The organism is Streptomyces sp. NPDC005898 (genome assembly GCF_040629635.1).
In the GTDB taxonomy this organism is placed as follows: domain Bacteria; phylum Actinomycetota; class Actinomycetes; order Streptomycetales; family Streptomycetaceae; genus Streptomyces.
In genome coordinates, this window is record NZ_JBEXWC010000002.1 from 82,774 (window position 1) to 109,512 (window position 26,739).

At 71.8% G+C, this 26,739-nt stretch carries 21 protein-coding genes; 7 read left to right on the forward strand and 14 right to left on the reverse strand.

Going from position 1 to position 26,739, the window contains the following annotated elements; genetic code table 11:
• Positions 1 to 115: 115 nt before the first annotated feature.
• The 5 genes from ABZ385_RS03080 to bldG all read right to left on the reverse strand — a co-directional run bounded on the left by ABZ385_RS03080 (position 116) and on the right by bldG (position 6,310).
• Entirely contained in the window at positions 116 to 1,630 is a 1,515-nt protein-coding gene (locus ABZ385_RS03080; protein ID WP_358909393.1) for a class I SAM-dependent methyltransferase, read from the reverse strand.
• Between the two features lie 89 nt (positions 1,631 to 1,719).
• On the reverse strand, positions 1,720 to 2,292 hold the full coding sequence (locus ABZ385_RS03085; protein WP_358586145.1) for a small secreted protein: 573 nt from the start codon (positions 2,290 to 2,292) through the stop codon (positions 1,720 to 1,722).
• A 270-nt stretch (positions 2,293 to 2,562) separates the two neighbouring features.
• Positions 2,563 to 4,965 carry a sodium-translocating pyrophosphatase gene (locus ABZ385_RS03090; RefSeq protein ID WP_358586147.1) on the reverse strand — a complete coding sequence of 801 codons (2,403 nt, stop codon included), beginning with the start codon at positions 4,963 to 4,965 and terminating at the stop codon, positions 2,563 to 2,565.
• Between the two features lie 481 nt (positions 4,966 to 5,446).
• On the reverse strand, positions 5,447 to 5,887 hold the full coding sequence (locus tag ABZ385_RS03095; protein ID WP_358586149.1) for an ATP-binding protein: 441 nt from the start codon (positions 5,885 to 5,887) through the stop codon (positions 5,447 to 5,449).
• Positions 5,888 to 5,968: 81 nt separating this feature from the next.
• The gene (gene bldG / locus ABZ385_RS03100; RefSeq protein ID WP_358586151.1) at positions 5,969 to 6,310 is read right to left on the reverse strand and encodes an anti-sigma factor antagonist BldG; all 342 of its coding nucleotides are present in this window, start codon (positions 6,308 to 6,310) and stop codon (positions 5,969 to 5,971) included.
• A gap of 80 nt (positions 6,311 to 6,390) precedes the next feature.
• Here bldG and ABZ385_RS03105 point away from each other — a divergent pair, with 80 nt between their 5' ends.
• The gene (locus ABZ385_RS03105) at positions 6,391 to 8,853 is read left to right on the forward strand and encodes a DEAD/DEAH box helicase (RefSeq protein WP_358696834.1); all 2,463 of its coding nucleotides are present in this window, start codon (positions 6,391 to 6,393) and stop codon (positions 8,851 to 8,853) included.
• A 101-nt stretch (positions 8,854 to 8,954) separates the two neighbouring features.
• On the opposite strand, the gene ABZ385_RS03110 is transcribed toward ABZ385_RS03105, so the two are convergent.
• The 7 genes from ABZ385_RS03110 to ssd form a co-directional block, all read right to left on the reverse strand.
• Positions 8,955 to 9,260, reverse strand: a complete 306-nt coding sequence (locus ABZ385_RS03110) for an Rv3654c family TadE-like protein (protein WP_358696836.1) — start codon at positions 9,258 to 9,260, stop codon at positions 8,955 to 8,957.
• Between the two features lie 407 nt (positions 9,261 to 9,667).
• Entirely contained in the window at positions 9,668 to 10,054 is a 387-nt protein-coding gene (locus ABZ385_RS03115; protein WP_358696838.1) for a TadE family type IV pilus minor pilin, read from the reverse strand.
• The gene (locus tag ABZ385_RS03120; protein ID WP_358696840.1) at positions 10,041 to 10,244 is read right to left on the reverse strand and encodes a DUF4244 domain-containing protein; all 204 of its coding nucleotides are present in this window, start codon (positions 10,242 to 10,244) and stop codon (positions 10,041 to 10,043) included. The genes ABZ385_RS03115 and ABZ385_RS03120 overlap by 14 nt, the downstream gene beginning before the upstream one ends.
• Before the next feature lie 128 nt (positions 10,245 to 10,372).
• Positions 10,373 to 11,158, reverse strand: a complete 786-nt coding sequence (locus tag ABZ385_RS03125; RefSeq protein WP_358581355.1) for a type II secretion system F family protein — start codon at positions 11,156 to 11,158, stop codon at positions 10,373 to 10,375.
• Positions 11,158 to 12,033 carry a type II secretion system F family protein gene (locus ABZ385_RS03130; RefSeq protein WP_358909756.1) on the reverse strand — a complete coding sequence of 292 codons (876 nt, stop codon included), beginning with the start codon at positions 12,031 to 12,033 and terminating at the stop codon, positions 11,158 to 11,160. Before ABZ385_RS03130 ends, ABZ385_RS03125 begins: the two co-directional genes overlap by 1 nt.
• An 8-nt stretch (positions 12,034 to 12,041) precedes the next feature.
• Positions 12,042 to 13,217: a TadA family conjugal transfer-associated ATPase gene (locus ABZ385_RS03135; protein WP_358909395.1), complete on the reverse strand. Its 1,176-nt coding sequence runs from the start codon at positions 13,215 to 13,217 to the stop codon at positions 12,042 to 12,044.
• Positions 13,214 to 14,359: a septum site-determining protein Ssd gene (gene ssd, locus ABZ385_RS03140; RefSeq protein WP_358909397.1), complete on the reverse strand. Its 1,146-nt coding sequence runs from the start codon at positions 14,357 to 14,359 to the stop codon at positions 13,214 to 13,216. Before ssd ends, ABZ385_RS03135 begins: the two co-directional genes overlap by 4 nt.
• 627 nt (positions 14,360 to 14,986) lie before the next feature.
• Here ssd and ABZ385_RS03145 point away from each other — a divergent pair.
• The gene (locus ABZ385_RS03145) at positions 14,987 to 15,811 is read left to right on the forward strand and encodes an HAD-IB family hydrolase (RefSeq protein WP_358909399.1); all 825 of its coding nucleotides are present in this window, start codon (positions 14,987 to 14,989) and stop codon (positions 15,809 to 15,811) included.
• Between the two features lie 418 nt (positions 15,812 to 16,229).
• On the opposite strand, the gene ABZ385_RS03150 is transcribed toward ABZ385_RS03145, so the two are convergent.
• Entirely contained in the window at positions 16,230 to 17,045 is an 816-nt protein-coding gene (locus tag ABZ385_RS03150) for an oxidoreductase (protein WP_358909401.1), read from the reverse strand.
• A 101-nt stretch (positions 17,046 to 17,146) separates the two neighbouring features.
• Between ABZ385_RS03150 and ABZ385_RS03155 the strand changes: the two genes are divergently transcribed.
• Positions 17,147 to 18,127 (forward strand): ATP-binding protein, encoded by a 981-nt coding sequence (locus ABZ385_RS03155; RefSeq protein WP_358581346.1) that lies wholly within the window; start codon positions 17,147 to 17,149, stop codon positions 18,125 to 18,127.
• Between the two features lie 20 nt (positions 18,128 to 18,147).
• Here the strand turns inward: ABZ385_RS03155 and ABZ385_RS03160 are convergent, their stop codons facing one another.
• On the reverse strand, positions 18,148 to 19,449 hold the full coding sequence (locus ABZ385_RS03160; protein WP_358909403.1) for a hypothetical protein: 1,302 nt from the start codon (positions 19,447 to 19,449) through the stop codon (positions 18,148 to 18,150).
• Between the two features lie 298 nt (positions 19,450 to 19,747).
• On the opposite strand from ABZ385_RS03160, the gene ABZ385_RS03165 reads away from it, so the two are divergent.
• The 4 genes from ABZ385_RS03165 (at position 19,748) to nhaA (ending at position 26,712) form a co-directional block, all read left to right on the forward strand.
• Positions 19,748 to 22,105, forward strand: coding sequence for a SulP family inorganic anion transporter (locus ABZ385_RS03165; protein WP_358909405.1), 2,358 nt, complete (start codon positions 19,748 to 19,750; stop codon positions 22,103 to 22,105).
• 177 nt (positions 22,106 to 22,282) lie between these two features.
• Entirely contained in the window at positions 22,283 to 22,888 is a 606-nt protein-coding gene (locus tag ABZ385_RS03170; protein WP_358909407.1) for a DUF1707 domain-containing protein, read from the forward strand.
• Positions 22,889 to 23,069: 181 nt separating this feature from the next.
• A complete protein-coding gene (gene acs / locus ABZ385_RS03175; protein ID WP_358909409.1) occupies positions 23,070 to 25,031 on the forward strand; it encodes an acetate--CoA ligase in 1,962 nt (653 codons plus the stop codon).
• A 280-nt stretch (positions 25,032 to 25,311) separates the two neighbouring features.
• Positions 25,312 to 26,712: a Na+/H+ antiporter NhaA gene (nhaA, locus tag ABZ385_RS03180; protein WP_358696799.1), complete on the forward strand. Its 1,401-nt coding sequence runs from the start codon at positions 25,312 to 25,314 to the stop codon at positions 26,710 to 26,712.
• The last annotated feature ends 27 nt before the right edge of the window (positions 26,713 to 26,739 follow it).

Sequence of the window (26,739 nt, forward strand, 5' to 3'; positions counted from 1 at the left end):
GGCGCTTGTGGTGCGGCCGTGCGCGTGCTGGTGCGCGGCCGTGGCCTGGAGGCTGGCACGCGCGGGAATCGGGAGCGCGAAATCGGGGTGAACGGCGGAGGGCCGCCGCGCGCCCCTACCCCTGGACCGGCAGCAGGAAGCCCTGCTCCACCAGGAGCCTGATCTGCGCGGGCGTGCGGTCGCGCAGCAACACCGGGTCCTCGCCGACCAGTTGGGCGATGGCGTCCAGGATCCGGCCGGCGCTCAGCGATCCGTCGCACACGCCGGCGAACCCGGCGCCGACCGTGTCCACCTTGGTGGCCCGGCGCATGCCCCGGTGCTGGCGCAGCACGACGTGCTCGGGGTCCTCGGCGCCCGGCAGCCCGACCTGCTCCTGCACGACCTCGTCGGCGAGCTTGAAGTGCGCGGCGAGCAGGGCGGCGTCGTCGTGGGCGCGCAGGTAGTCCTGGCGGTCGAAGAACTCGCGCACCGTCTCGCCGAGCGGCTGCTCGACGGGGTGCGGCCACTCCTCGATGGTCACGCTCGGCTCGGCCGCCCCGGTCTTGCGCAGCGTGATCCAGCCGAATCCGACGGCCCGCGTCCGGCGCGCCTCGAACTCGTCCAGCCACGCCTCGTACCGCCGCGCGTACGACGTGGGGTCCTGGCGGTGGTCCCCCGCGTCCCGCAGCCACAGCTCGGCGTACTGCGTGATGTCCTGCACCTCGCGCTGCACGATCCAGGCGTCGCAGTCGCGCGGCACCCAGGAGCGCAGCCGGTCCTGCCACTCCTCGCCGTCCACGTGCTGCCAGTTGGCCAGGAAGTGCGCGTACCCCCCTTCGTTCAACCGCTCCCCCGCCTCCTGAACGAGCGACCGGCACAGATCGTCCCCGCCCATCCCGCCGTCCCGGTAGGTGAGCCGGGCGCCGGGCGAGATCACGAAGGGCGGGTTCGACACGATCAGGTCGTACGTCTCCTCGCCCACCGGCTCGAAGAGCGAGCCCTCCCGCAGATCTGCCTCCGGGGCGGCGGAGAGCGCCAGCGTGAGCCGGGTGAACCGCAGTGCCCGGGGATTGAGGTCGGTCGCCGTCACGCGCGTGGCGTGCTGCGCGGCGTGCAGCGCCTGGATGCCGGAGCCGGTGCCGAGGTCGAGCGCGCTGTCGACCGGTGTCCGCACGGTGATCCCGGCGAGCGTGGTGGAGGCACCGCCGACGCCGAGGACGACGCCCTCGTCGTGGTTGCCGATGCCGCCGGCGCCGCCGACCGCGCAGCCCAGGTCGGAGACGATGAACCAGTCCTCGCCGCCGGGCCCGCCATAGGGCCGTACGTCCACCGTCGCCCGCAGCCCCGCGTCCTGCCCGGCCAGCCAACCGCTGTCCAGGAGGACGTCGACGGGCAGAACGTCGGCCATGCGCGCGTGCGGGACGGTTTCCTGGAGCAGGAACAGGCGTACGAGAGCGGCGAGGGCGCCGTCCGCGCGCGTGGCCCGCAGCGCGGGCACGGTCTCGCCGCGGGCCAGCGCGGTGTAGGCGGGTGCGCCGAGCAGTTCGAGCAGCCCGTCGGCGGTGAAGTCGGCGGCGAGCAGGGCCTTCCGCAGGGAGGCGGCTGCGTCGGCGCGGTCGGGCGAGGGCAGGGGGAGGCTGGCGTTACTCACTCCCCCATTGTGGCCCGCGGGGGGACACCGGAGCCCTCGGCGCCGCCATGGACACCGAGGGCGTGGCGAAGAACGTACGGCCGGCAGGGTCAGTTCTTGGCCGACGGCGTGGCGGACGCGCTCTTGCAGCTGTCCTGCTTGCCCATCGCCTCGCCGACCTCCCCCTCCTGGAGCTTCTCCAGTGCCTCGTTGCCGCTCTTGCTGAGCTTGTCCAGCTCGCCCGCGACGTCCTTGAGGCCGTCGGCGAAGTCCGCCTGGTTCTTGGTGTCCAGGCCGTCGACCTGCTTCTTCAGGCCGTCGTACGACTTGGAGATGGCGTTGAGCTCCTTGACGGCGTCGTCCGTCTTCTTCTTGCCGTCGTCGACCGGCGGGGCGCCCGCGCCCTTCACGGAGTCGCCCATCGCCTTGTAGGCGTCGGACATGTCCTGGAACGCCTTGGAGTCGGTCTTCTGGACGGCGGACGGGGAGCTGTTGTCGGAGGTCTCCTTCTGGATCGCGGCGTTGGCGGCCGCGATCTTCTTCGACTGCGGCTGGACGCCGTCACAGACCTTCTTGGCCCAGCCGTCCAGTTCCTCGTTGCCGTCGTCGCTGCTGCTGCACCCTGAGATCGCGAGTACCAGTACCGCACCGCCGGACAGTGCGGCTGCAAGCTTCTTGTTCACCGGATTGGTCCCTTCCGTGGCTCTCGGCCCCGGAACTTACACGCCAAACGAGCGACAAACGCATGTCCGGGGTCCGACGCATCCCCTATTGCAGCCATTTGCACCAAGGAGAGCGCGGGAACCGGGAGAGAAGGCTCACGGACCGTCCGGATCCGCTGACCGGCGGCGGGGGCCCGCACGTCGACGGGCGGACGACGCATCAGAATGCGCCGCCCGCCCGCGTGTTGGACGCGTCCTTCCCGCGTTACGAACCCGCGTTACGAACCCGCGTTACGAAACGACCGCCGGATCGGCCGACTTGGCCGCCCGTCCGGCGTTGCCCTCGTCCCCGACGGCGATGCCCCGCCGCTTGGAGACGTAGACCGCGCCGATGATGACCGCGATGGAGAGCACCGCGATCAGTACCCGCATGCCGACGCTGGCGTCGTCCCCGTAGCTGAACTTGATGACGGCGGGCGCGATGAGCAGCGCCACCAGGTTCATCACCTTCAGCAGCGGGTTGATCGCCGGGCCCGCGGTGTCCTTGAACGGGTCGCCCACGGTGTCGCCGATGACGACCGCGGCGTGGGCCTCGCTGCCCTTGCCGCCGTGGTGGCCGTCCTCGACGAGCTTCTTCGCGTTGTCCCAGGCGCCGCCGGAGTTGGCGAGGAAGACCGCCATCAGCGTGCCCGTGCCGATCGCGCCGGCGAGGAACGAGCCGAGCGCGCCGACACCGAGCGAGAAGCCGACCGCGATGGGTGTGAGCACGGCGAGCAGACCCGGTGTGGCCAGCTCGCGCAGCGCGTCCTTGGTGCAGATGTCGACGACGCGCCCGTACTCCGGCTGCTCGGTGTAGTCCATGATCCCGGGGTGCTCGCGGAACTGCCGCCGCACCTCGTAGACCACGGCCCCGGCCGACCGCGACACCGCGTTGATCGCCAACCCCGAGAAGAGGAAGACGACCGCGGCGCCGAGGACCAGGCCCACCAGGTTGTTGGGCTGTGAGATGTCCATCACCAGGTTCATCGGGGCGCCGTCGCCGAGCTTCTCGCCGACGTCCTTGGCCGCGGTCGCGATGGCGTCGCGATACGACCCGAAGAGCGCCGACGCCGCGAGGACCGCGGTGGCGATGGCGATGCCCTTGGTGATGGCCTTGGTGGTGTTGCCGACGGCGTCCAGGTCGGTGAGCACCTGCGCGCCCGCGCCCTCGACGTCACCGGACATCTCGGCGATGCCCTGCGCGTTGTCGGAGACGGGGCCGAAGGTGTCCATGGCGACGATGACGCCGACCGTGGTCAGCAGGCCCGTTCCGGCCAGGGCGACCGCGAAGAGGGCGAGCATGATCGACGTACCGCCGAGCAGGAACGCCCCGTACACGCCGAGCCCGATCAGCAGCGCGGTGTAGACGGCCGATTCCAGGCCGAGCGAGATGCCGGCCAGGACGACGGTCGCCGGGCCCGTCAGCGAGGTCTTGCCGATGTCCCTGACGGGGCGCCGGTTGGTCTCGGTGAAGTAGCCGGTGAGCTGCTGGATGAGGGCGGCCAGGACGATGCCGATGGCCACGGCGACAAGGGCGAGGACCCGTGGGTCACCGCCGTGGCCGGCGATCGCCGTGTCCGTGACGCCTTCCAGCTCCGCGTACGAGGACGGGAGGTAGACGTACACGGCCGCGGCGACGAGCAGCAGCGAGATCACCGCGGAGATGAAGAAGCCGCGGTTGATGGCGCTCATGCCGCTGCGGTCGGCGCGCCGCGGTGCCACCGCGAAGATGCCGATCATCGCCGTCACGACGCCGATGGCCGGAACGATCAGCGGGAAGGCGAGCCCGGAGTCGCCGAACGCCACCTTGCCGAGGATCAGCGCGGCGACGAGCGTGACGGCGTACGACTCGAAGAGGTCGGCGGCCATGCCGGCGCAGTCGCCGACGTTGTCGCCCACGTTGTCGGCGATGGTCGCGGCATTGCGCGGATCGTCCTCCGGAATGCCCTGCTCGACCTTGCCGACCAGGTCGGCGCCGACGTCGGCGGCCTTGGTGAAGATGCCGCCGCCGACACGCATGAACATCGCGATCAGCGCGGCACCGAGTCCGAATCCTTCGAGCACCTTCGGCGCGTCGGCCGCGTAGACGAGCACCACACAGGAGGCGCCCAGCAGACCGAGCCCCACCGTGAACATGCCGACGACGCCGCCCGTGCGGAAAGCGATCTTCATGGCTTTGTGCGAGACGGCGGTGAGATCTTTTTCCGGCTCGCCTTCTGCCGGGGTGGCCTCTCGGGCCGCGGCCGCCACGCGCACATTGCTGCGCACCGCGAGCCACATACCGATATAGCCGGTGGTCGCCGAGAACGCCGCTCCGATCAAGAAGAAGATCGATCGTCCGGCGCGCTGGTTCCAGTCGTCCGCGGGCAACAGCATGAGCAGGAAGAACACGACGACGGCGAATACGCCGAGCGTGCGCAGCTGGCGACCCAGATAGGCATTCGCGCCTTCCTGGATCGCCCGGGCGATCTTCTTCATGCTGTCGGTGCCCTCGCCGGCCGCGAGCACCTGGCGCACCAGGACCCCGGCGACGACGAGCGCCGCGAGCGCGACGGCCGCGATGACCATCACGATAAGACGATTGTCGTCCGTCAGGACTGCGGCTGCGAAGGTTGAGGGGTGGTCAAACTGATGAGGGGTAGAAAGCCCCGCCATTCGTCCTCCTTGACGCTTGGGCTGAGCTCAAGATGTGGACGGATTGTAGGGAGCGGAACCTGATCAAAACAGAGGACCACTAACGCAATTGGCCTGAGATTGCTTCTCAGCAAATGATCGCGGCCAAAGTTTGGCCCCAAAAGCGGTAATGCCTCAAAACCGTTGACGGCGGATCATTGATCTAGAACGATAAATGATCAGAATAAGAAAAGGCCCTGTTCACCGTGGTGGTGACAGGGCCTGTCGGGGTCTGCCGGAGCCTGCCGGGGCGGCCCGCGCGGCGCGGGAGCGGTACGGGGGCGCTCCGGGCGCGGCCGAGAGGCGGGCGGAATCACGCCGCGAGCGGCGACGACACGATCAGGTCACGGGCGGCGCCGGCGACATGGGCGGAATCACGTCATGCGGGGCGCGGGCGGCGCGGGGGCAGGCTCGGGGCGTGAGCGGCGCCGGCGGGGCCGAGGCACGAACGGCGGCAACGGGATCAGGGAACGAGTGGCGCGGGGGTCGTGGGCCAGCTCATGCGGATCAGGCCGCCGGATTCGCCCGCGGTGACCTCGACGTCGTCCACGAGGCCGCTGATGACGGCGAGGCCCATCTCGTCCTCGCCCTCGGCCTCCAGCTCGTCGCCCCGGCCGGGCCGCCCGCCGGACGCCCGGTCACCGGGTGCCGAACGGGGCGCCTCGTCACCGACCTCGATGGAGAACTGCTTCTCGTCCTCGGTCAGCGCGACCCGCACCGGCGCCGTGACGCCATTGCTCTGGTGCAGCCCGACCGCGCGCGTGCAGGCCTCGCCGACGGCGAGCCGGACCTCGTCGAGAACGGCCTCGTCCACTCCGGCCCTGCGCGCGACCGCGGCCGCCACCAGGCGGGCCGTCCTGACGTGCTCGGGCAGCGCGCTGAAACGAAGCTCAACGGTGGCCATGCATCCCCCTCGGACGTACGCGCGTGCTGTCAGGGGACCGGGCCGCAGGCCCGATCCCCTGCTGTACTGCCACCTGAGGCGTCAGTCGGTGGCGGTGACTGCTTCCTCGACCGAGGTGTGAATGGGGAACACCTTGGTCAGGCCGGTGATGCGGAAGATCTTGAGAATGCGCTCCTGGTTGCAGACCAGGCGCAGCGAGCCCTCATGGGCACGCACGCGCTTCAGGCCGCCGACCAGCACGCCGAGCCCGGTGGAGTCGAGGAAGTCCACGCCCTCCATGTCGACGACAAGGTGGAAGCTGCCGTCGTTCACCAACTCGACCAACTGCTCGCGCAACTTGGGCGCGGTATATACATCGATTTCGCCACCGACCTCGACGACCGTACGATCGCCGACGGTACGGGTCGACAGGGACAGGTCCACGGATCCTCCAGCACCTTGCTATCGAGCGGTCATCCCTCGGGACACCTCGGCAGAGCCCCCAGGTCGGATCGCCAGCCGCGATGGCATTCAATCACTTACCGGCAGGCGTGCACGACGCCTTCGGACCATTGTCCATCCCGCCAGTGACACACTCGATGCCGATGGCCGAAATTTCTTCCTCCGGAGGGCCCTCCGCGGGCGCCCCGGCACAGACGTCCCCGCAGGTGGTCCTCGACCGGCTCACCGCGGGGCCGAGCCGTGCGTCGCGCGTCACTCATACGGAGCACTTGCCCCCACGTGCGGCTCGGTATGCAGTGTGGCCCGACCGCATCCGTCCGGAGGTCATATCCGCCGTTCGGGCGGCGGGCATCGAGCGGCCCTGGGCCCATCAGGCGCTGGCGGCGGAGCACGCGCTGGACGGCGAGTCCGTGGTCGTCGCCACCGGAACCGCGTCCGGCAAGTCCCTGGCCTACCTCGCGCCCGTACTCTCCGCGCTCGTCGACGGCTCCGAGGCGCCGAACGGGCGGGGCGCCACCGCCCTCTACCTGGCCCCCACCAAGGCCCTGGCGGCCGACCAGCGCCGCGCCGTGCGGGAACTCGCCGCCCCTCTCGGCAACGCCGTGCGCCCCGCCGTGTACGACGGCGACACCCCCTTCGAAGAGCGCGAATGGGTGCGTCAGTACGCCAACTACGTCCTGACCAACCCCGACATGCTGCACCGCGGGATCCTCCCCTCCCATCCCCGCTGGTCCTCCTTCCTGCGCGCCCTGCGCTACGTCGTCATCGACGAGTGCCACACCTACCGCGGCGTCTTCGGCTCGCACGTCGCCCAGGTGCTGCGCCGGCTGCGCCGCCTCTGTGCCCGCTACGGCTCCGAGCCCGTCTTCCTGCTGGCCTCCGCCACATCCGCCGAACCCGCCGTCTCCGCGGAGCGCCTCATCGGGCTGCCCGTGAAGGAGGTCGCCGACGACGCCTCACCGCGCGGCGACCTCGTCTTCGCCCTGTGGGAGCCGCCGCTCACCGACCTGCACGGCGAGAAGGGCGCCCCCGTGCGCCGCACCGCCACGGCCGAGACCGCGGACCTGCTCACCGACCTGACCGTCCAGGGCGTCCGCTCGGTCGCCTTCGTGCGCTCCCGGCGCGGCGCCGAGCTGATCGCGGTGATCGCGCAGGAACGTCTCGCCGAGGTCGACCGCTCCCTGGTCCGCCGTGTCGCGGCCTATCGCGGCGGCTACCTGCCCGAGGAGCGCCGCGCCCTGGAGCGCGCCCTGCACTCCGGCGAACTCCTCGGCCTCGCCGCCACCACCGCCCTGGAACTCGGCGTGGACGTGTCGGGTCTGGACGCCGTCGTCATCGCGGGCTATCCCGGGACCCGGGCCTCCCTGTGGCAGCAGGCGGGGCGCGCGGGGCGCTCCGGGCAGGGCGCCCTGGCCGTGCTGGTGGCCCGGGACGACCCGCTGGACACGTATCTCGTCCACCACCCCGAGGCGCTGTTCCAGCAGCCCGTCGAGTCCACCGTCCTCGACCCCGACAATCCGTACGTCCTCGCCCCCCACCTGTGCGCCGCCGCCTCGGAACTGCCGCTCGTCGACGACGACTTGGCTCTCTTCGGTCCGGCCGCCGAGGAGCTGCTTCCACAGCTGGAGGCCGCGAAGCTGCTGCGCCGCCGGGCGCGGGCCTGGCACTGGACCCGCCGGGAGCGGGCCGCCGACCTGACCGACATCCGCGGCGAGGGCGGCAGGCCCGTCCAGATCGTCGAGGAGGGCACGGGACGGCTCCTGGGCACCGTCGACGCGGCCGCCGCGCACACCACCGTGCACGAGGGCGCCGTCCACCTCCATCAGGGCCTCACGTATCTCGTGCGCCACCTCGACCTGGAGGACTCCGTCGCCCTGGTCGAGGAGGCCGCGCCGCCGTACTCCACGACCGCGCGCGACACCACGGCGATCTCCATCCTGGAGACGGATGTGGAGGTCCCCTGGGGCGAGGGCCGCCTGTGCTACGGCTCCGTCGAGGTGACCAATCAGGTCGTCTCCTTCCTGCGCAGGAAGCTCATCACGGGCGAGGTCCTCGGCGAGACCAAGCTGGAACTCCCTCCTCGTACGCTGCGCACGCGCGCCGTCTGGTGGACGGTCACCGAGGACCAGCTGGACGCCGCCCGCGTCCATCCCGAGATCCTCGGCGGCGCCCTGCACGCCGCCGAGCACGCCTCCATCGGCATGCTGCCGCTGTTCGCCACGTGCGACCGCTGGGACATCGGCGGCGTCTCCGTGCCGCTGCATCCGGACACTCTCCTTCCCACGGTGTTCGTGTACGACGGTCATCCGGGCGGGGCGGGGTTCGCCGAGCGGGCCTTCCACACGGCGCGGGAGTGGCTGACGGCGACGCGGCAGGCGATCGCGTCCTGCGAGTGCGAGGCCGGATGCCCCTCGTGCATCCAGTCACCCAAGTGCGGCAACGGCAACGAGCCGTTGCACAAGCGGGGGGCTGTTCGGCTGCTTTCCGTGTTGCTGCGCGATGCGGGGGCGGGCCCCGGGGCCTAGGGCGGGCCTTCGGTCCCGGAGCGGGGGTCGGGGTGGGCTCGGGGGCTGGGGACTGGTCGTTCCCGGGGGTGTCGTTGGGGGCGTCATCGGGGTGTGGCTGCTCACCGCAGTGGACCCGCTGGGCCCGCGCGGGAGCGGGCGTGGGTCGAGAAGGGGCCGACGGAGGCGCCCGCCGTGACGTGGGAGACAGCGCCCCGCACAGCGCAGTGCAGGAGGCGCGCACCCTGCGCCGCGGCCACCCGGTCGGCCGCCGCGCAGGCTACCGAGGGGCCCGCCGCCCAGTGGTCGGCTGCCGCCAGCGCCGCGAGGTCCGCCGCGCCGCCCGCCCGGTGCCGGGCCACGACCGCCTGACCCATCGCGAACACGCCGCCGCAGAGCACACAGAGCGCCGCCAGCACCACCGTCACCCACACCGTTGCTGCCCCACGGTCGTGCGCCGCGCCCCGCCAGGGCCCGCCTCCGAGGTGCCGCCGTCCCCACGGGAACCTCCGCCCGGGGCGCCTGCCCCGCGTAAGTCCACCCCTCGGGTGTCCGTCCCACGAGGGGCCACCCCACATGTGCCCGTCCTCCAACGAGGAACCACCCCACATGCGCCCATCCCGCATGCGCCCGTCCCGCATAGGGCCACCCCGCGTAGGGCCACCCCACATGCGCCCACCCCACAAGCGCCCGCCCCGCCTAGGGCCACCCCACATGCGCCCGTCCCGCATGGGGCCACCCCGCATGGGGCCGTCCTCCAACGAGGAGCCACCCCACATGCACCCGCCCCGCATAGGGCCACCCCGCGCGAACCCGCCCCACACGCACCCGCCCCTCATACGCCCACCCCCACCGTCTCCTCCGCCAACGCCACCGCCTCGGCCCGCAGGCGCAGACCGAGGTCCAGCGCCTCGGGCCCCGGCGCGGCGGCGACCACCTCGACCCGCACCAGGTCACCGTCGCGCCGCACGGTCACCCGCGCTCCGCGCGGCGCCGCCTGCCGGGCCGCCGCCACGGCCACTGCCTCGGGGTCCTGCCGCGCCGCGGCGCGAGCCCCGGCCCGCGCCGCGTCCACGCACTGGATCTGCGCGCACACCGCCAGCAGCGTCCACACCAGCGCCATGGTGAACAGCACCAGCGTCGGCAGCACCACCGCCGCCTCCGCCGTCACGAACCCCTGGTCCCTCGCGCGCGGTTCCCGCCTCCGATCAGAACGGCGCATCGAGTGCCTTCCCCACCAGCGCCTGCAAGGCCGCCCTGACCTGGTCGCTCGTCACCACCTTGTAGAGCAGCCCGGCGAATCCCACCGCCGCGATCAGCCCCATCGCGTACTCGGACGTCACCATGCCCGCGTCCTTGCCGGCCGCCCGGGCCCGCCGCAGCAGCGCCCGCGCGTAGTCGTGTCCACGCATCTCAACCCCCGTGAGTGTTCCGTTCGGCGCCTCGGCCCTGTTGTGGCCGGGGCAGTCGTCGTCGTGTCCGTCCTATCCAGTGCGCCGCTCCTTCCCGGCGCTCGCTCCGGTGTCTTCCCGGCGCTGGTTCAGTTCGCTTTCAGCAGTCCCTCCGCGAGGCCGATCACCACCGGCAGCACCCCGACCGCGATGAACGCCGGGAGGAAGCACAGGCCCACGGGCATCGTCATCAGGACCGCCGCCCTGCGCGCCGTCGACAGGGCTGCCCGGCCCCGCGCGGCCCGGGCCTCCGCCGCGAGGCGGGCCACCGGCTCGGCGGCCGGTGCTCCCGACTCGTCGGCGCGCTCCAGCAGCCGGGCCAGGGGAGCAGCGCCCGGTATCGCCGCCAAGTGGCTCCAGGCGCCGGCCGGTTCGCCGCCCAGGCGCACCTCGGCCGCTCCCCGTGCGAGCCGCTCGCCCACCGGACCTCGCAGCGAGTCCCCGACGGCTCCGGCGGCCGCGACAGGGCTCGCACCCGCGGCGACGCAGGCCGCCAAGAGATCGGCGGCCAGCGGGAGTTGGCGTACGCCCTCAGCGGTGTCGTCGGCGTCTTCCTGGTCCGGGGGCGGGGCGTGGGACCGCAGACGACGCCATGTGCCGTAGCCGACGGCCACTCCCGCCAGGAGGCCGAGCGCGCCGCCAAGCAGCGCGTAGGCCGCGCTCGCCACCCCGGCCACGGTGCCCCAACGACGTACTCGCGGCCGAAGGCCCGGCCACCACCCCTGAAGCCGCGCAGCCGGCGTCTCGGCGCCCAGCGCGGCCCTGGCCCGCCGCCGCACCGTCCTTTCCCGCCGTGCGGCCAGCACCGTCAGCGCCAGCCACAGCACCGCCGCGCCTGCCCATACCGCCGTCCCCAGCCTGTGGACAGAACTCATCACCCCTCCGCCCTTCGTACGATCCGCAGCGCCCACCACGCCCCGACGCCCTCGAGCACCCCGCCCACCGCCAGGCAGCCGAGCCCCGCCCCGGTGTGCAGCAGCACCCGCAGCGGCTCGGCTCCCAGCGCGCCGCCCATCAGCAGCCCCAGGACCGGCAGACCCGCCAGCATCACGGCGGTCGACCGTGCGCCGGCCAGCTGTGCCCGCAGGTCCGCCCGTTGGTCGCGCTCGGCACGCAACGCGCCCTCCAGGCGCTCCAGCCCCGTCGCGAGCCCCGCACCCCGGTCCACGGCGACCCGCCAGCACGCCGCGAGGCCCAGCAAGCCCTCCGCGCCCGGCTCCCGCGCCGCCTCGCCCAGCGCTCCCGGCACGTCCCCGCCGAACCGCGCCGCCGCCAAGACCGCGCTCCGACCCGCCCCGGCCCCATCGGCCGACCCGCCACAAGCACCGGCAGCCCTCTCGCGGGAGCCGGCCACGCCGAGTGCCAATCGCAACGCCTCCCCCGGCTGGCGCCCCGCCCGCACCTCGCCGGCGAGCGCCCCGCACAGCGCGATCACCGCGGCACCGCGCCGCTCCCTCTCCCGGCGCGCATCCCGGGCCCGCCTCGCCCGCCCCGCCAGCGGCACCCCCGCCGCGCCCGCGACCAGCGGCAGCAAGGAGGCCCCCAGGAGCCCGACCACCGCCCCGGCCGCCAGGCACCACCACTCATGCCGCACCCGCCCCCGCCCTGCGGCGACAGCCCGCCGCCAGGACCAACCGCCTGCCCCCTCGGGCGCATCGGGGGCGAGCACCGCCCGGACCCGCTGAGCCGTGCGGTCCTTGCCGCCCAGCAGGCAGGCCGCGCCGCCCGCGCACACGGCCGCCGTCCACATCGACGTACTCACACCGGATCACCCCGCTCGTCGCCGGCCAGCAGGGCGTGCAGCCGCTCCCAGCCGGGCCCTTCGGTGAACGCCTCTTCGCCCCATCGCAGCGCGGGCACCGTCACGACCAGGCCGGACGCGGCCCGCTCCATGACGTGCACCTCGGCGACGCGGCGGCGGCCGGTCCGGTCGCGGACGAGATGGATCACCACCGACAGGGCGGCCGCCAACTGGCTGTGCAGGGCGGCCCGGTCGAGCCCCGCGGCCGTCCCCAGGGCCTCCAGGCGGGCGGGCACGTCCGCGGCGGCGTTGGCATGGACCGTGCCGCAGCCTCCCTCGTGCCCCGTGTTCAGCGCGGCCAGCAGGTGAAGCACCTCGGCGCCCCGCACCTCGCCGACGACCAGCCGGTCCGGCCGCATCCGCAGCGCCTGGCGAACCAGGTCGTCCAGACCGACGAGGCCGGCCCCCTCCTGGTTCGCGGGCCGGGACTCCAGGCGCACCACATGAGGGTGTTCGGGCCGCAACTCCGCCGAGTCCTCGGCCAGCACGATCCGTTCCCTGGGCCCGACCAGGCCCAGCAGCGCGCTCAGCAACGTCGTCTTGCCGCTGCCCGTGCCCCCGCTGATCAGAAAGGAAAGGCGGGCGTCGAGAAGGGCCCGCAGTACCCGGTCGCCGCCGGGCGGCACCGTCTCCGCCGTGACCAGTTCCGCCAGAGTGAAGGCGCGGGGCCGCACGACCCGCAGCGAGAGGCAGGTGGAGCCCACGGCGACCGGGGGCAGCACGGCGTGCAGCCGGGTGCCGTCCGGGAGGCGGGCGTCCACCCAAGGCCTGGCGTCGTCCAGACGCCGCCCCGCCACGGCCGCGAGGCGCTGTGCGAGGCGCCGCAGCGCCGCCGCGTCCCGGAAGGTGACCCCGGTGAGCTCCAGACCGCCGCCCCGGTCCACCCACACCCGGTCGGGCGCGCAGACCAGCACATCGGTCACCGAGGGGTCCGCGAGCAACGGCTCCAAGGGGCCCGCGCCGACCAGTTCCGACCGCAACTGCGCGGCGGCGCCGAGCACTTCGGTGTCCCCGAGGACCCGCCCCTGGGCCCGCAGCGCCTCGGCGACGCGGGCCGGCGTCGGTTCCGTGCCGCTCTCCGCGAGCCACTGACGCACCCCGTCCAGCATGCGGGCCCCGACGACCGCGCTCATACGCCCCCTCCCGGGGCATCGGCGGGCACCCGGTCCCAGAAGGCGGCGCAGAACCTCGCCAACGGGCCGCGCGCGGCGCCGCCAGGCGGCACCCCGGCCGCCTGGGCCGCCGACAGCCCCGGTTCCCAGGGCAGCACGCCGGCGAGCGGCAGCCCGAGCAGCCCGGCGACCTCCTCGGGGTCGAGTACTCCTGCGCCGGGCGGTGCCGCGCCGGTGGGAACCACCACCCGAAGGTCGCGCTGCACCATCCCCGCCGCCGACGCCACCCGGCGCGCTCCCGCCACCGCGCGCAGCTCGGGCGGCACGACCAGCAGCCCGAGATCCACCTGCGCCAGTGCCTCGGCGACCGTCTCGTCCACCCGGCGGGGCAGATCCACGACGACCACGCCACCGCGCCTGCGGGCCGCGGAGACGACCGCCCGCACCGCCTCCGGAGCCACCGCCACCGCCTCACCCCGGTCCCAGCTCAGGACCCGCAGCGCGTGCAGCTCGGGAAGCGACTCCTCCAGCGCCTCCCCGCCGACCCTGCCCCGCGAGTCCGCGAAGGCCGGCCAGCGCAGCCCCTCGGCCGTCTCGCCCCCGAGGAGGACGTCAAGGCCGCCGCCCAGCGGGTCGGCGTCGACGAGCATGGTGCGCCGCCCTTCGCGGGCCGCGGTGACCGCGAGGGCGCAGGCCAGCGTGGAGGCCCCCGCACCACCGCGCCCGCCGATCACCCCGACGGTGAGCGCCGACCGCCCCACGCCCTCGGCGACGTCCGCGATCCTGTCCACCAGCCACTGCTCGCCGTCCGGCAGGAGCAGCACATGCTCGGCACCGATCTCCACGGCCCGCCGCCAGACCCCGGAATCGTCCTGATCCCGCCCGACCAGCACCACTCCGCGCCTATGGGTGGCGCCACGGACCCGGTCCGCCGCGTCGTCCCCGACCAGGACGAGCGGGGCCGAGTCCCAGCCCTGCTCGCGCTCGGGCCCGCCGTGGTGCACCTCGGGCCTGGCCCCGGCCGCGGCGCACAGCCTCAGCAGGTCGTCGAGGAGCTCCACGTCCTCCGTGAGGATCAGCGGGCCGCCCCGGCCGCCCTCGGGCGGCGCGGTCCCACCCCATGAAATGACTGCACCCACGATCTCCGTCCCCCTCTCGCACATCCCTCTGTGAATGCCGCGCTCCACTCGGGCGAAGAACCGGGCAGAGCAATCCGGCCATGAACTTCGCGAGCGGAACGAACGGAATCAGCGTGCAGCGATCCGAGAAATCGTGTGGATCTTGGTCAATAACTGTGGACAAGGCGATACCTGTGAATATTCGCGTCACCCGAACCGGTGACATCGCCCTCGACCTCACGTCGGCTTCACGCCATGTTCCGGCCCCTTCTGGGGCTCTTCTGGTCCGCTTCTGAGCCGCTTCCGGGCTTCTTCCGGGCTTCTCCCCATCGACTTCCCGGCCGCTTCCCGGCGCGTTCTCGGGGCCTTCCACAGAGCAGCACGACGACTACACACAGTGACGAATTCTGGGCAGGCCTCAAGAACGTCGAAGGGACGCAGAGGGGGCCCAGAGGGTCGGAAGATGAGCGACGGCGGGCCCAAAAACCCATCCGGACATGCGACGACCCCCGCCGGGGGGGAGAGCGGGGGTCGTCCCCACGGTCCGACTCGGGGGGGGAGGAGCCAGACCGGGTTAGCACGGTCGCGAACGATCCGTGACTTCCATGGTGTACCCGAGAGCCTTCTCAGGCAAACCCACGCGCCTCAGCTTACGCCGAATGGTGGGCGCCTATGCTCGGGCTCGTGGAAAACCACTCCCTGCCCCGCGCGGCCGCCTTCTTTGACCTGGACAAGACGGTCATTGCGAAGTCGAGCACGCTCACGTTCAGCAAGTCGTTCTACCAGGGCGGCCTGATCAACCGCAGGGCGGTCCTGCGCACCGCGTACGCACAGTTCGTCTTCCTCGCGGGTGGCGCCGACCATGACCAGATGGAGCGGATGCGCGAGTACCTGTCCGCCCTGTGCCGCGGCTGGAACGTGCGACAGGTCAAGGAAATCGTCGCCGAGACCCTGCACGACCTGATCGACCCGATCATCTACGACGAGGCGGCCTCCCTCATCGAGGAGCACCACACGGCGGGCCGCGACGTCGTCATCGTCTCCACCTCGGGCGCCGAGGTCGTCGAGCCGATCGGTGAACTGCTGGGCGCGGACCGGGTGGTGGCCACCCGCATGGTGGTCGGTGAGGACGGCTGCTTCACGGGCGAGGTGGAGTACTACGCGTACGGCCCCACCAAAGCGGAGGCGATCAAGGAGCTGGCCCGGTCCGAGGGGTACGACCTCGACCGCTGCTACGCCTACAGCGACTCGGCGACCGACCTGCCCATGCTCGGGTCGGTCGGGCACCCCTGCGCCGTCAACCCCGATCGCGCCCTGCGCCGCGAGGCCCTCGCGCGCGGGTGGCCGATCCTCGACTTCCACCGGCCGGTGCGCCTCAAGCAGCGCCTGCCCGCCCCACCGAGGCCCGCGCTCGTGGCGGCGGCCGCCATGGGCGCGGCGGCGGCCACCGCGGGGCTCGTCTGGTTCGCCAGCCGCCGCCGTACGACCGTCGGCTGACCGGTTCGGGCGGCGGCGGAACCGCAGAAGAACCACGGCGGGACCGCATCGGAAATGCACGCCCGATTCACACCTGTTTGAACCTAAAAGTAAAGAAGTGCGGCCAGGACTACCGCTCACCACAGGACTGGAGTACAAAGGAGTCAACGGCCCGCGAGACCAAGGACATCCGAGAGGATCACCTTAAAACGCATTCACGGCCCCACGGACCGAAGCATGAACACCGGGCACCCACGCGACGTCGACCCGTCGATTACGGGCCAGCCGCACCAGGTGACGGGCGAAGTCCCCGACCTGATGGGCAACCTTCGAGGACGCTTGGTAACCCGGTGGACATGCCAGCGGCGGTACGGATTCCCGTACCGCCGCAACCCTGTTGTCATCACGCTCCTGTGCGGTCCCCCTGGGGCGGCCCGCCCTACGCCGCTCCGCGCTGAAGCGCCTCGCAGACGGCGGTCGACTCCCTGACGCCGAGTTCAACGGCCTTGGCGCAGTGGGCGATCCAGGCCGCCATCCCGTCCGGCGTCCCGGACGCGTAACCGTCCAGCGCCGCCACGTAGGCCGCCCGGCCCAGTTCCGCGTGGCCCGCCTCCGCGGGGCAGATCGACTTCGGGTCGAGGCCACTGCCCACCAGGACGATGCGCTCGGCGGCCCGCGCGACCAGGCCGTTGCACGAGCCGAACGGCCGCAGGCTGAGCAGCTCACCGTGGACCACGGCGGCCATCACGAGGGCCGGCGCCGAGCTGCCCGCGATGATCAGCTGCGACAGCCCCTCCAGGCGCCCCGCCACCTCGTCGGCGTCGGGCACGGGAAGCTCGACGAGCGGCTCGTCGACCGCCTCGCCCGCCAGCCGGGGCCGCCCCGCCCCCTCCGCCGAGTCAGCGGCGGCGACCAGGTGCAGCCGCGCGAGGACACGCAGCGGCGACTGGCGCCAGATGGACAGGAGCTGGCCCGCCTCGGCGGTGAGCCGCAGGGCCCCACCGACCGTGCGCGCCTGCGCGTCGCCGCTGAAGTCGCTGCGCCGGCGCACCTCCTCAAGGGCCCATTCGGCCCCGGAGAGCGCGGCGGAACCCCGGGCTCCACGCAAGGCGGCCTCGGAGGTGATCTCGTTGCTGCGGCGCCGCATGATCCGGTGCCCGTAGACCCGGTCCACGGCCTTGCGCACGGAATCCACGGAGTCGGCCACGCCGGGAAGTGCCCCCAGGGCGGCGATCGGATCGGGTGTCGTACTCATGAGTACGACCCTACGTACTCCAGGCGCCCGCTCCACGAAGGAGTGGTCTTCTTCACCCACGTCCCGCACCTTCCGTGAGCGACCCACTACGCTTGGTGGTCATGAAAATCGCTTTCGTGGGGAAGGGCGGCAGTGGCAAGACCACGCTGTCCTCGCTCTTCATCCGCCACCTCGCCGCCGGCGGCGCGCCCGTCATCGCGATGGACGCCGACATCAACCAGCACCTGGGCCCGGCCCTCGGCCTCGACGAGGCGGATGCCGCCCGGCTGCCCGCCCTGGGGGCGCACCTGCCCCTGATCAAGGACTATCTGCGCGGCTCCAACCCGCGGATCGCCTCCGCCGACACGATGATCAAGACGACGCCGCCGGGTGAGGGCTCACGGCTGCTGCGGGTGCGCGAGGACAACCCCGTGTACGACGCGTGCGCCCGCCCCGTGGAACTCGACGACGCCACCGTGCGTTTGATGGTCACCGGGCCGTTCACCGAAGCCGACCTCGGTGTCGCCTGCTACCACTCCAAGACCGGAGCGGTGGAGCTGTGCCTGAACCACCTGGTCGACGGCCGCGACGAGTACGCGGTCGTGGACATGACCGCGGGCTCGGACTCCTTCGCCTCCGGCATGTTCACCCGCTTCGACATGACGTTCCTGGTGGCCGAGCCGACGAGGAAGGGGGTCTCCGTCTATCGCCAGTACAAGGAGTACGCACGCGACTTCGGCGTCGACCTCAAGGTCGTCGGCAACAAGGTGCAGGGCCAGGACGACATCGACTTCCTGCGCGAGCAGGTCGGCGAGGACCTCCTGGTGACCGTCGGGCACTCGGACTGGGTGCGTGCCATGGAGAAGGGCCGCCCGCCCCGCTTCGAGCACCTGGAAGAGGCCAACCGCCGTTCCCTGGAGACGCTTCGGGCCACCGTCGACGCCTCGTACGAGCGACGGGACTGGGAGCGCTACACCCGCCAGATGGTGCACTTCCACCTGAAGAACGCACGGAGTTGGGGCAACGAGCGGACGGGGGTCGACCTGGCCGCCCAGGTCGACCCCGGTTTCGTCCTGCGCGAGCAGGCCGTCACCGCAGCCTGACCGACCGCGCTTGCCGGGAGCTACGGCTTGACGGCCGGGGCTCCCGGCACGCCCTTCGGGGCGGGCGCGGGCGAGGCGGACAGGAACGCGTCCCAGCCCTCCTTCGGCGCCTTGCCGACCCGCAGCTTCGTCAGCCGCGCCAGCGCCTTCGGGTCCTGCGCGTCGAGCCAGTCGGCGAGCTGCCGGAAGGACACGCAGCGCACCTCCGGCTTGGTGCAGACCGCCTCGATCGTCTCCTCGATGGCGCGCATGTACGTGCCGCCGTTCCACGACTCGAAGTGGTTGCCGATGATCAGCGGCGCGCGGTTGCCCTTGTACGCGCGCCGGAAGCCCTGGAGCAGCCCGTCCCGCATCTGGTCGCCCCAGTACTCGTGCTTGGCGGGGTCGCCGTTCGACGTGGAGCCGGACTGGTTGACCATGAAGTTGTAGTCCATGGTGAGCGTCTCGAAGCCACGGCCAGGGACCGGGACGAGCTGCATGGACAGGTCCCAGAGGCCTTCCTTCTTCTTGGGCCAGACCTGGTCGTTGACGCCGCTGGTGTCATAGCGGAAGCCCAGCTGCCGCGCCGCCCGCATGAAGTTCTTCTGGCCCTCCAGGCAGGGGGTGCGGGCGCCGATCAGTTCCTTGTCGTAGTCGAAGGGCAGGGGCTGCGCCTTCTTCATGCCGGTGTTGGTCTTCCAGGCCTTCACGAAGGACTTGGCCTGGCGGATCTCGCTCTTCCAGTCCGCGACGGACCACTCACCGACCCCGCGGCCCGCGCCGCAGAAGTGGCCGTTGAAGTGGGTGCCGATCTCGTTGCCCTCCAGCCAGGCGCCGCGGAGCTGCTCCACGGTGTTCTTGATGCCCTTGCGGTCGTTGAAGCCGATGTCCGAGCTGCCGGCCAGGTGCTGCGGCGGCTTGTAGAGGCCGCGCTTGCCCTCGGGGAGCATGTACACGCCGCTGAGGAAGTACGTCATCGTGGCGTCGTTGCGCTTGGCCACCTTGCGGAAGTGGGAGAACAGCTTCTGACTGTCCTCGCCGGCGCCGTCCCAGGAGAAGACCACGAACTGCGGCGGCTTCTGGCCCGGCTTCAGGCGGGCCGGTCTCGGCAGGTTCGGCTGCTTGCCCGTGAACGCCGTCGAGCCGTCCCCGATCAGCCGGACGGGGCTCTTGGGAGCCGGGGCCCCGGGCGCTTTCTTCGCGCCGGGGGCGCCTTCCTTCGTACCGGAGTCCGCGCCGTTGTCGCCGCCCGCGCAGCCGGCCAGCGCCGCAGCGCAGGCCGCGAAGGCGGTGAGGCTCGCGGTGATCCTCCGGGTGGCGGTGATCCTCGGGGTGGCGGCCATCTTCCGCCCACCTCTTTCCGTGCAAGTCGGGACATGTCGGTCAGCAACTTCGCACAGGTGTCGGAATGGTCCGGTATGACAAGCCGACAAATATTTTTATTCATTCGTCCGGGTGATTGATTGCCCCATTTGCCCGAAACGTCCATCAAAAGTCTTTACTCTGCATTACTGTTCGTTTACCGAGAGTTGAGATCTCCCGCCGCTGCACGCCGTGACCCACGGCCGCGACCCGCTTTCCGAAGGCTTTTCGGAGGCCCCCATGTCCCGCGACCGCGCTGCCCCGGAGGAGACGGGAAAAATGTCTGCCCGCGTCCCCACTCGCCCCACCGACTCGGCCCCCACGCCCGAAGCCCACAAGCCGCCCGCCCCGCCGCCCCACAAGGGGTTCCGTATCGCGGGCGCCGACGTCTCGGCGTCGGTGGCCGTGTTCCTGATCGCGCTGCCGCTGTCCCTCGGCATCGCCCTGGCCACCGGGGCACCGCTCCAGGCGGGCCTCGTCGCGGCGGCCGTCGGCGGCATCGTCGTCGGCCGGCTCGGCGGATCACCGCTTCAGGTCAGCGGCCCCGCCGCCGGGCTCACCGTCGTCACCGCCGACCTCATCCACCGGTACGGCTGGCGCACCACCTGCGCCATCACCGTCCTGGCCGGCGTCGCCCAACTGGGTCTGGGCTGCCTGCGCGTGGCCCGCAGCGCGCTCGCCGTCAGCCCCGCCGTGGTGCACGGCATGCTGGCCGGCATCGGCGTGACCATCGCCGTCGCCCAGCTGCACATCGTGCTCGGCGGCACACCGCAGAGCGCCGTGCTCGCCAATCTCCGCGCGCTGCCCGCCCAGTTGGCCGACCTGCATCCGGCCGCCCTGTCGATCAGCCTGCTCACCCTGGCCGTCCTGCTGCTCTGGCCGCGCATGCCGGGCCGGGCCGGGCGCATGGCCCGCACCGTGCCCGCGGCCCTGGTCTCGGTGGCCCTCGCGACGGGCGTGGCGGCGGCGGCACATCTGCGGCTCGACAAGGTCGAACTGCCCTCGTGGCGCAGCCATGCGCTGGCCGGCCTGCCGGAGGGGCCGGCGCTCGGGCTGGTCGCCGCCGTCCTCACCATCACGCTGGTGTGCAGCGTGCAGTCACTGCTGGGCGCGGTGGCCGTCGACAAGCTCGTCGCCAAGCAGCGCGACCTGCATACGGGCGTGCGCCGCTCCGACCTCAACCGCGAGCTGCTCGGCCAGGGCAGCGCCAACATCGTCTCGGGCGCGCTCGGTGGCCTGCCCGTCGCCGGGGTCGCCGTGCGCACGGTGGCCAATGTGCGCGCGGGCGCCGTCAGCGGGAACTCCACGACGCTGCACGGCGTTTGGGTGGTAGTGGCCGCGCTGCTCCTGGTCCCCGTCCTGGAGCTGATCCCCCTCGCGGCTCTCGCCGCCCTCGTCATGGCCGTCGGCATCCAGATGGTCAGCCTGAACCACATCCGTACGATCACCCGCCACCGCGAGATCGTCGTCTACGCCGTGACGACCGTCGGCGTGGTCTTCCTCAACGTCCTCCAGGGCGTCGTGCTCGGCATCGCCGTGGCCGTGGCCGTGTCACTGCACCGCCTGGCCCGCACCCGGATCACGCACGAGGTGCGGGACGGCGTGCACCATGTCCGCGCACGCGGGCAGTTGACGTTCCTCGCGGTGCCGAGGCTCAGCAGGACGCTGCACCTCGTGCCCCACGGCGAGGACGTCGTCGTGGAGCTGGACGGCTCCTTCATGGATCACGCGGCGTACGAATCACTGCAGTGCTGGCAGGACGAGCACACCGCGCACGGCGCCCGCGTCGAGATCACCGGGCGCGCCGGGACCCGCATCGCCGAGCCCTCGAGCGCCTCGCACTCCTGTTGCCGGCCGTGGACGCCGTGGCGCAATCACCACTGCGACCGGCCGCAGGAGGAGCAGGGGGCCGGGAGGCCCCGGGTCCACCAACTGGCCAGTGGCATCAGCGCGTTCCAGCGGAACACCGCGCCGCATGTGCGGGAGGAGCTGGCCCGGCTCGCCCGCGAGGGACAGCGGCCCTCGCAGCTGTTCCTGACGTGTGCGGACTCCCGCGTCGTCACGTCGATGATCACCTCCAGTGGACCCGGTGACCTGTTCGTCGTACGCAATGTCGGCAATCTGGTGCCGTTGCCGGGCGCCGAGAGCGGCGACGACTCGGTGGCAGCCGCGATCGAGTACGCGGTCGAGGTGCTCAAGGTGCGGTCGATCACCGTGTGCGGGCACTCCGGGTGCGGTGCGATGCAGGCACTGCTCAACACCCCGCCGGGAGGCGCCCAGACGCCGCTGCGGCGCTGGCTGCGGCACGGTCTGCCGAGCCTTGAGCGGTTGGGCGCGCAGGACAGGGCGTGGGCGCGGCTCTCCGGGGGAGCGCCGGCCGACGCGGTCGAGCAGCTCTGTCTCACCAACGTGGTCCAGCAGTTGGAGCACCTGAAGGCCCACGAGGTGGTGGCCTGCCGCCTCGCCGAGGGTGAGCTCGAACTGCACGGCATGTACTTCCATGTCGGCGAGGCGCAGGCCTATCTCCTGACGGAGGGCAGCGGTGCCGAGCACCTTCCCGACGAGGTCTTCGACCAGGTGGTGCCCACCGCGCTGGTCAAGGTGGAAGGGGCCGGGACGCGAGGGGCAAGCGCGTGATCCCGTGTTCCTCACGGCGCCGACACGCCCCGGCACTACTGTGAAACGGTGACTTCTCCGCCGGAAGACCCGCTGTCACCGACCCGGCAAGAGACGCCCTCGCCGCCCCGAGACGTGCGCGCACCTTTCCCAGGTGCGCGCACGTCCTCCCCAGGCGCGCACCCCTCGCCCCGAGCCATGGACCCGCCGATCCCGGACGCGGACCCGCCGATCCCCGACGCGGACCCGCCGATCCCGGACGCGGACCGGTCGGTCCAAGACGCGGACCCGCCCGTCCGGGAAGGCGAGCGGGACACGGCCTTGCAGCAGTTGCAGGACGCGTACGCCGAAGGCCACCTCTCGCACGAGGAGATGGACGCCCGCCTCGACCGGGTGCTCACGGCCGACACGCGCAGCCGGCTCGTGTCGGCCCTGGCCTCGCTCCCGGCGATGAGCGCGGGGACCACGTCCACCATCACCGCCGCCAGTGGGCGGATCCGGCGGCGCGGGGCGTGGCGGGTGCCCCGCAGCCTCAAGGTCGAGTCCGCCTTCGCCGCCGTGCGCCTCGACCTCTCGCGGGCGGTGATCGAGCACGCGGTGACGGACATCGAGCTGCGACTGGGCACCGGCACGGCGAAGATCATCGTGCCGCGTGACGCGCTGGTGGACATCGACGGGCTGCACACCGGGTGGAAGGACTCGCCCTACAACGCCCCGAGAAGGACCCGCCCCGGTGGCCCCCGGATCCGTATCTCCGGAAGCATGGGTTTCGGCCGGTTGAAGATCCGCCACGCGCGGCGCTGACGTCCGGCCGCCGGCGGTCCGCGACGCACCGCGGCGGACGCCCCTGTATTTGGCGACCGCCGAGTGCCAGGATCAGAGGGGGGTTGACCTACTCCCGCAGGGCTTGAAGAATCCGACCGATCACGTTATTGGTCTAAACCACGCCGGGCCGGTGTGTCGTCCGCATGTTGGGAGCTTGCACATGAGCGAACGTCCGTCCATCGCCAACATGTTGAAGGAGGAGCGTCGCTTCGCGCCGCCGGCGGAGCTGGCGTCCCACGCCAACGTCACCGCCGAGGCGTACGAGCGGGCCGAGGCCGACCGGCTCGGCTTCTGGGCCGAGCAGGCCCGCCGGCTGACCTGGGCCACGGAGCCGACCGAGACGCTCGACTGGTCCAACCCGCCCTTCGCCAAGTGGTTCGCCGACGGCAAGCTCAACGTCGCGTACAACTGCGTCGACCGCCACGTCGAGGCCGGCCACGGCGAGCGCGTCGCGATCCACTTCGAGGGAGAGCCCGGCGACAGCAGGGCCCTCACCTACGCCGAGCTGAAGGACGAGGTCAGCCGGGCGGCGAACGCCCTCATCGAGCTGGGCGTGCACAAGGGCGACCGGGTCGCCGTCTACCTGCCGATGATTCCCGAGGCCGTCATCGCCATGCTGGCGTGCGCCCGCATCGGCGCCACGCACTCCGTGGTCTTCGGCGGCTTCTCCGCCGACGCCATCGCCACCCGTATCCAGGACGCCGACGCCAAGGTCGTCATCACCGCCGACGGCGGCTACCGCCGGGGCAAGCCGTCCGCGCTCAAGCCCGCCGTGGACGAGGCCGTCGGCCGCGTCGAGGGCGTGCGCAGCGTCCTGGTGGTGCGCCGCACCGGGCAGGACGTGGCGTGGATCGAGGGCCGTGACGTGTGGTGGCACGAGATCACGGGGAGGCAGTCGGCCGAGCACACCCCCGAGGCCTTCGACGCCGAGCACCCGCTGTTCATCCTCTACACCTCGGGCACCACGGGTAAGCCCAAGGGCATCCTGCACACCTCCGGCGGCTACCTCACGCAGACGGCCTACACCCACCACGCCGTCTTCGACCTCAAGCCGGAAAGCGACGTCTACTGGTGCACGGCCGACATCGGCTGGGTCACCGGCCACTCGTACATCACCTACGGGCCGCTGGCGAACGGCGCGACGCAGGTGATGTACGAAGGCACCCCCGACACCCCCCACCAGGGCCGCTTCTGGGAGATCGTGCAGAAGTACGGGGTCACGATCCTCTACACCGCGCCGACGGCGATCCGCACGTTCATGAAGTGGGGCGACGACATCCCCGCGAAGTTCGACCTGAGCAGCCTGCGGGTCCTGGGTTCGGTCGGTGAGCCGATCAACCCCGAGGCGTGGATGTGGTACCGCAAGAACATCGGCGCCGACCAGTGCCCCATCGTGGACACCTGGTGGCAGACCGAGACCGGCGCCATGATGATCTCACCGCTGCCGGGAGTGACCGAGACCAAGCCCGGCAGCGCCCAGCGCGCCCTGCCCGGCATCTCCGCGACCGTCGTCGACGACGAGGCGAACGAAGTGCCGGACGGCGGCGGTGGCTACCTCGTCCTGACCGAGCCCTGGCCGGCGATGCTGCGCACGATCTGGGGCGACGACCAGCGGTTCCTCGACACGTACTGGTCGCGTTTCCAGGACCGGTACTTCGCCGGCGACGGCGCCAAGAAGGACGAGGACGGCGACATCTGGCTGCTGGGCCGCGTGGACGACGTGATGCTCGTGTCCGGGCACAACATCTCCACCACCGAAGTCGAATCCGCGCTCGTCTCACACCCCTCCGTCGCCGAAGCGGCGGTCGTGGGCGCCGCCGACGAGACGACCGGACAGGCCATCGTCGCCTTCGTCATCCTGCGCGGCACGGCGAACGCCGAGGACGAGAACCTCGTGGCCGACCTGCGCAACCACGTCGGCGCCACCCTCGGCCCCATCGCCAAACCCAAGCGCATCCTGCCCGTGGCCGAACTCCCGAAGACACGCTCCGGCAAGATCATGCGCCGCCTCCTGCGCGACGTCGCCGAGAACCGCGAACTGGGCGACGTCACCACACTCACGGACTCCTCCGTGATGGACCTCATCCAGTCGCGGCTCCCGGCCACGCCGAGCGAGGACTGACAGCCACCCCCACAGGGGCGCGTACAGAAGTACGTACAAAAGTACAGGGAGGGCACCCGGCGACACGCCGGGTGCCCTCCCCGTATGCCGGGTGCCCTCCCGCGTCCGTATCCGGAGCACAGACCTCCGGATGCGCCCCCGCGTACGTTGGGTACGCTGAAAACGCGTCAACATCGCGACAAGAAGTACGCCGCGACGCCGCGACGAGATGTACCAAGGTGCGCCGGGAAGTCTGGTCGGCAAGTGCTCAGCCCTGCCCACCAACCGGAGGTCGACTCACGTGACCGCGCCCGCCCCCGAGCCCCGCCGCAAAGTCCTCGGCCGCCTCTCCCTGCCCGAGCGGAACTTCGTCGCCGAGGCACTGCGCGCCGAGACGGTCGGCGGAGTGCTGCTGCTCGTCGCCGCCGTCACCGCGCTGATCTGGGCGAACACCGCCGGCGGCGCGTACGAGTCCCTGCGCGGCTTCCACCTCGGCCCGGCCTCGCTGGGGCTCGACCTGTCCATCCAGCACTGGGCGGCCGACGGACTGCTCGCCGTCTTCTTCTTCGTGGCCGGCATCGAACTCAAGCGCGAACTGGTCGCGGGCGACCTGCGCGACCCCAAGGCCGCCGCGCTGCCCGTCGTCGCGGCGCTCTGCGGCATGGCCGCGCCCGCGCTCGTCTACGTCCTGTCCAACACCCTCGGCGGCGGCTCGCTGGACGGCTGGGCCGTGCCGACCGCCACCGACATCGCCTTCGCGCTCGCGGTCCTCGCGGTCATCGGCACCTCGCTGCCGTCCGCGCTGCGCGCCTTCCTGCTCACCCTCGCGGTCGTCGACGACCTCTTCGCGATCCTGATCATCGCGGTCTTCTTCACCAGCGACCTGAACTTCGCCGCGCTCGGCGGCGCGGTGCTCGGCCTCGCCGTCTTCTGGCTGCTGCTGAGGAAGCGGGTGCGCGGCTGGTACCTCTACGTCCCGCTGGCGCTCGTCATCTGGGGCCTGATGTACAACAGCGGCGTCCACGCCACCATCGCCGGTGTCGCCATGGGCCTGATGCTGCGCTGCCACAAGGAGGACGACAGCGAGCGGCACTCCCCCGGCGAGCACATCGAACACCTCGTGCGCCCGCTCTCGGCGGGCCTGGCCGTGCCGCTGTTCGCCCTCTTCAGCGCCGGTGTCTCCGTCTCGGGCGGCGTGCTCGGCGACGTCTTCACCACGCCGGAGACGCTCGGTGTGGTGCTCGGCCTCGTGATCGGCAAGGCGGTCGGCATCTTCGGCGGCACCTGGCTCGCGGCCCGCTTCACCAAGGCGGAGCTCAACGACGACCTGGCCTGGCCCGACGTGTTCGCGGTGGCCTCGCTGGCCGGCATCGGCTTCACCGTCTCCCTGCTGATCGGCGAACTCGCCTTCACCGAGGACCCGCTGCTCACCGACGAGGTCAAGGCCGCCGTCCTGACGGGCTCGCTCATCGCGGCCGTGCTCTCCGGAATCCTGCTGAAGATACGGAACGCCAAGTACCGCAGGCTGTGGGAGGAGGAGGAACGCGACGACGACCTCAGCGGCGTACCCGACATCTACGAGATGGACGACCCGGAGTACCACCTCCGGATGGCCGCCATCTACGAGAAGAAGGCGGCCGAGCACCGCAGGCTTGCCGAAGTGTCGGGTGGGGAACGCGAGGATGGCAACGGTCCGGCATGATCTGAGCAGACATGATCTGAGCAGACC

Excerpts from the sequence above, each read along its gene's own strand:
- ABZ385_RS03090 (WP_358586147.1), bottom strand. The coding sequence starts at position 4,965 with ATGGCGGGGCTTTCTACCCCTCATCAGTTTGACCACCCCTCAACCTTC.
- ABZ385_RS03095 (WP_358586149.1), bottom strand. The coding sequence starts at position 5,887 with ATGGCCACCGTTGAGCTTCGTTTCAGCGCGCTGCCCGAGCACGTCAGG.
- ABZ385_RS03105 (WP_358696834.1), top strand. The coding sequence starts at position 6,391 with ATGGCATTCAATCACTTACCGGCAGGCGTGCACGACGCCTTCGGACCA.
- ABZ385_RS03115 (WP_358696838.1), bottom strand. The coding sequence starts at position 10,054 with ATGCGCCGTTCTGATCGGAGGCGGGAACCGCGCGCGAGGGACCAGGGG.
- ABZ385_RS03120 (WP_358696840.1), bottom strand. The coding sequence starts at position 10,244 with ATGCGTGGACACGACTACGCGCGGGCGCTGCTGCGGCGGGCCCGGGCG.
- ABZ385_RS03125 (WP_358581355.1), bottom strand. The coding sequence starts at position 11,158 with ATGAGTTCTGTCCACAGGCTGGGGACGGCGGTATGGGCAGGCGCGGCG.
- ABZ385_RS03130 (WP_358909756.1), bottom strand. The coding sequence starts at position 12,033 with ATGTGGACGGCGGCCGTGTGCGCGGGCGGCGCGGCCTGCCTGCTGGGC.
- ABZ385_RS03135 (WP_358909395.1), bottom strand. The coding sequence starts at position 13,217 with ATGAGCGCGGTCGTCGGGGCCCGCATGCTGGACGGGGTGCGTCAGTGG.
- ssd (WP_358909397.1), bottom strand. The coding sequence starts at position 14,359 with ATGTGCGAGAGGGGGACGGAGATCGTGGGTGCAGTCATTTCATGGGGT.
- ABZ385_RS03145 (WP_358909399.1), top strand. The coding sequence starts at position 14,987 with ATGCTCGGGCTCGTGGAAAACCACTCCCTGCCCCGCGCGGCCGCCTTC.
- ABZ385_RS03150 (WP_358909401.1), bottom strand. The coding sequence starts at position 17,045 with ATGAGTACGACACCCGATCCGATCGCCGCCCTGGGGGCACTTCCCGGC.
- ABZ385_RS03155 (WP_358581346.1), top strand. The coding sequence starts at position 17,147 with ATGAAAATCGCTTTCGTGGGGAAGGGCGGCAGTGGCAAGACCACGCTG.
- ABZ385_RS03160 (WP_358909403.1), bottom strand. The coding sequence starts at position 19,449 with ATGGCCGCCACCCCGAGGATCACCGCCACCCGGAGGATCACCGCGAGC.
- ABZ385_RS03165 (WP_358909405.1), top strand. The coding sequence starts at position 19,748 with ATGTCTGCCCGCGTCCCCACTCGCCCCACCGACTCGGCCCCCACGCCC.
- ABZ385_RS03170 (WP_358909407.1), top strand. The coding sequence starts at position 22,283 with ATGGACCCGCCGATCCCGGACGCGGACCCGCCGATCCCCGACGCGGAC.
- acs (WP_358909409.1), top strand. The coding sequence starts at position 23,070 with ATGAGCGAACGTCCGTCCATCGCCAACATGTTGAAGGAGGAGCGTCGC.